Origin of the sequence: Rhodococcus sp. 05-2254-5 (assembly GCF_002258575.1) — a bacterium.
Classification (GTDB): Bacteria; Actinomycetota; Actinomycetes; order Mycobacteriales; family Mycobacteriaceae; genus Rhodococcoides; species Rhodococcoides fascians.
The window spans coordinates 187,808-191,621 of record NZ_NOZG01000022.1 but is presented as its reverse complement, the minus strand read 5'-3'; the positions used below and the strand labels follow the sequence as shown (position 1 = coordinate 191,621).

The 3,814-nt window shown below is 65.9% G+C and carries 2 protein-coding genes; both read right to left on the bottom strand.

Going from position 1 to position 3,814, the window contains the following annotated elements; all coding sequences use genetic code 11:
- Nucleotides 1-636: 636 nt before the first annotated feature.
- Nucleotides 637-2,214, bottom strand: coding sequence for an apolipoprotein N-acyltransferase (lnt, locus tag CH278_RS14045; RefSeq protein ID WP_094622166.1), 1,578 nt, complete (start codon nt 2,212-2,214; stop codon nt 637-639).
- On the bottom strand, nt 2,204-3,799 hold the full coding sequence (locus CH278_RS14040; RefSeq protein WP_094622165.1) for an amidohydrolase: 1,596 nt from the start codon (nt 3,797-3,799) through the stop codon (nt 2,204-2,206). Before CH278_RS14040 ends, lnt begins: the two co-directional genes overlap by 11 nt.
- Between the last annotated feature and the right edge of the window lie 15 nt (nt 3,800-3,814).

Genomic DNA, 3,814 nt, shown 5'->3' with positions numbered 1-3,814 from the left:
TCACTTGCCTTTCGGCGGGACGGAGGCACCGGCAAAAGCCGACGTCGAACCCGTGGAATCGGAGCCTTCGGCCTGGTGAGAGATCTCCGGCCGCGGCGGCGTCTGCGCGCGATTGAGCAATTCTGGCGTCCGTTCTGGTCTGCGTTCGTGTCGGTCCACACACACTCGATGGCGGTTGTGGGGCTGTTTGGATTCGTCGCCTGGAGCTTGTCGGATTGAAACAGGGAAGAACCCCGTTTTCACCGGGCGGGCTGCATCGCGGGAACCTCACGCGAAGTAGAGCCGATCGACGGTGTCCGTGAACTCAGGAACACGGTTCCCCCTCCCTGTCAGGCGCTCGATCCGGACGCGGCATCGATGCCGATTGTTCGCTCCCCTGACATCGTGACCGAGGCGGCGTTCGGGGGTACGACGGCGGCCGCATCCTGGACCTCCAACACCTCCAGCGGCTTACAAAGATACAACATCGGCGAAGTTCTTTTGTGCGGTAGTCCTAGTGGGCATCGATTGTTCGGGGAAGCTTGTTACAAGATCGCTTGTGTGCGCCACCCGACCGCCGTTTTTACATCGAACGAATGATAGTGATTCGGACCGTCGATGCGCCGAATACCGACCCGAACGAACTTGACGACTGTTTCATTCCCGAAGCCGTCGACGTCGGACGCCGACGAGCGTCGCGATCAACCCCACTGCCGCGGCCAGAATCAGCGCCAGCTCCGCGCCGAAACCGATGCGTGTTGCCGGTGTGAGCGAGCTCCGCAGTTCGACCGTCGATACCAGTACATCCGGCTCGAACAGCGGGGTTTGCTGCAGGACGTTCCCCTCGGGTCCGACTACGGCACTGACGCCGCTCGTCGCGGCAACCACGACGGTGCGTCCGTGTTCGACGGCTCGCACCCGCGACATCGCCAGCTGTTGATACGTCATTTCCGTATCGCCGAACGTGGCGTTGTTGGTGGGGATCGCGATGAATTGCGCACCCGAACGAACGGACTCGTCGAGGGCCCGATCGAATGCGACTTCGTAGCACGTGGCTATTCCGGCCGCTATTCCTGCAGCGTGTACGACACCGTTTCCATTTCCAGGAACGAAATAGCCCGCTCGATCGGCGTATTCCGAAAACAGCCGAAAAAAACTTCGGTACGGCAAGTATTCACCGAAGGGCTGAATGATCTTCTTGTCGTGCCGCTCCCCTGGTCCGTCGGCACCGTTCCACGCGATGACGGAATTGGTGTTCGTGTTGTTCGCGTTGACCAGGACGGTGCCCACAAGAATCGGGGCACCGACGGCAACCGACGCCTGCGTGATGAGCGTCGCAGCGTCGGAGTTGCGCAGCGGGTCGATATCCGATGCGTTCTCCGGCCACACGACGAGATCCGGCGCGGGTTGCCTGCCCGCGTCGACATCGGCGGCCAGCGCCATCGTCTCGCGCACATGGTTGTCCAGTACCGCGCGTCGCTGCGCGTTGAAGTCCAGCCCCAGGCGAGGAACACTGCCCTGAATGGCAGCGATCGTCGCCGTGCGATCGCCGTCCCCGGTGTCGTTCGTGTGCAGAGTCGGGATCAGCGACACCGCAGTGATCGATGCGATCGCCGTGGTCACGACCGGTCCGACGAGCGATCGGGCGGTGACGCGACGCGTGAGTGTCAGCACCAGCGCGGCCAGTCCGGTACCGGTGAGCGCGACCCCGAAACTGAGCAGCGGTGCGCCTCCGATGCTCGCCAACGGAAGCAACCAGCCCTCGGGTTGTCCGAACGCCAGCCGGCCCCACGGAAACCCTCCGAAAGGAACGCTCGACCGAAGCCACTCGGCGGCGCTCCACATCAGGGCCATCGACAGCGGCCACCACGCGCTCCGCGCAACCAGCACGGCCGTCAAACCGAACAGACCGAGGAATACCGATTCGGCTGCGGCCAGCGCGAGCCACGGCACCGGGCCGACGTAGACGCCGATCCACGGGAGCAGAGGAACGAAGAAGGCGAGGCCGGCCACGTAGCCGTATCCGAATCCGCCTTTCAGCGACACCGATCGGCGACCGCCGAACCCCGTCAGAACCAGTGCCAGTACTGCGACGCCGATGGGTGCCAGAAACCAAAGCGTTCGCGGCGGAAAACTGGCGAAGACGAGCGCGCCGGCAACGGCAGCCAGGACGGTCGACAGCGCGGGTCCGTACAGCCGGGTCAGTCGCGCGGTCGAGGGGTTCTCACTGCTCATGAACGACCCGTCCACGGTGCACCGTCATCGAGCAGCGGGGACCGACGGACGACGCCTCGAGGCTGGGCAGCGGTGCCACGCCCGCACGGGGGTCGGTCGACCACCGTTGAACGCTGTCCTTCGGTGCTCGCACGACGAGCTCGTCCACGTCCCACACCGCAAAGGACGCGGGGGCGCCCGGCACCAGTGTTCCGGCCAAACCGTCGCGCACTCCCCCCGCCCGCCATGCACCGCGCGTCGCAGCCGAGAACGCAGCACGGGGCGACACCGAGCTCCCCGGAGTGCGGTGGTTCGCCGCAGCCCGGACCGTCGCCCACGGATCGAGGGACGTCACCGGCGCATCGGAGCCGAACGCCAGCGAGACTCCCGCAGACGCCAGGCGTGCGAACGGGTGGAGTTCGGCAGCGCGCTCGGCACCCAGACGCGCGGCGTAGAGGCCGTCGGCTCCGCCCCACGCCGCGTCGAACGCCGGCTGCATGCTGGCGATGACGCCCCACGACGCCAACAGGTCGGCTTGCTGCGCGGACACCATCGCCACGTGCTCGAGCCGGTGTCCGCACGACGCGACGGCGGGTGTGCCCAGATCGGCGACCACCCGGCCGAATGCAGTGACGGCGGCCGACACCGCGGCGTCGCCGATGACGTGGAAGCCGGCCTGAATTCCGGCCGTCGTGCAGGCGGCGATGTGTGCAGCTATCGCGTCGACATCTGCGTACGACACCCCGGTTCCGGGACCATCGGCGTACGGCGAGCTCAACCATGCGGTGTGCGACCCGAGGGATCCGTCGACGAAGATATCGCCTGCCAATCCGTGGGCACCGGTCTCTTCGAGCAATTCGCGGGCGCGTTCGGCGGTATCTGCCAGCTCGCCCCAGTAGCCGCGTACTTCGACGCCGTGCTCGGTGTTCATGAGTTCGCGGAAATCGACGATGCCCGACAACACCGGTCCTGCACATTCGTGGACCGCGACGATTCCGTGCGCCGCGGCGTCGTCCAGCGCAGCAGCCCTTGCTCGGCGTCGGGTGTCGGCGGTGAGCAGCGAGCGAGCGGTCTGCCGAGCACGATGGTGCGCGTCTGCGGTCAGTGGAGACTGTTCGGAGTAGCCGGAGGTGGCGTCGGCAGCGGACGCGGCGAACCGCAAGCGGGTGGATACGGCGGCCGAGTGCGAGTCGACTCGGGTGAGGTACACCGCTCGTCCGGGAGCAGCCGCATCGAGTTCGGCGGTGGTGGGAGGACGTTGTTCGGACCAGGTGGACTCGTCCCAACCGTGACCCCAGATCAGGTCGTCTTCCGAGGATGCCGCATGTTCTCGCACCATGCGTACGCAGTCCTCGACCGACGTGGACCGGCTCAGGTCCAGGCCGATCAACGACAGTCCGAGGTCGGTCACGTGAACGTGCGTGTCCACGAAGGCCGGAGCGACGAAAGAACCGGCCAGATCGGTGATGGGAACGCCGGGGTGCAAGGCTCTTCCGGTGCGATCCTCACCGATCCAGCTGATGATTCCGTCGGTCACGGCCATGGCGGTGGCATCGGGAGCCGAAGGACTGTAGATCCGTCCGCCGCAGAACAATTCGGTGGTCACGAGCGACCAGTCTGC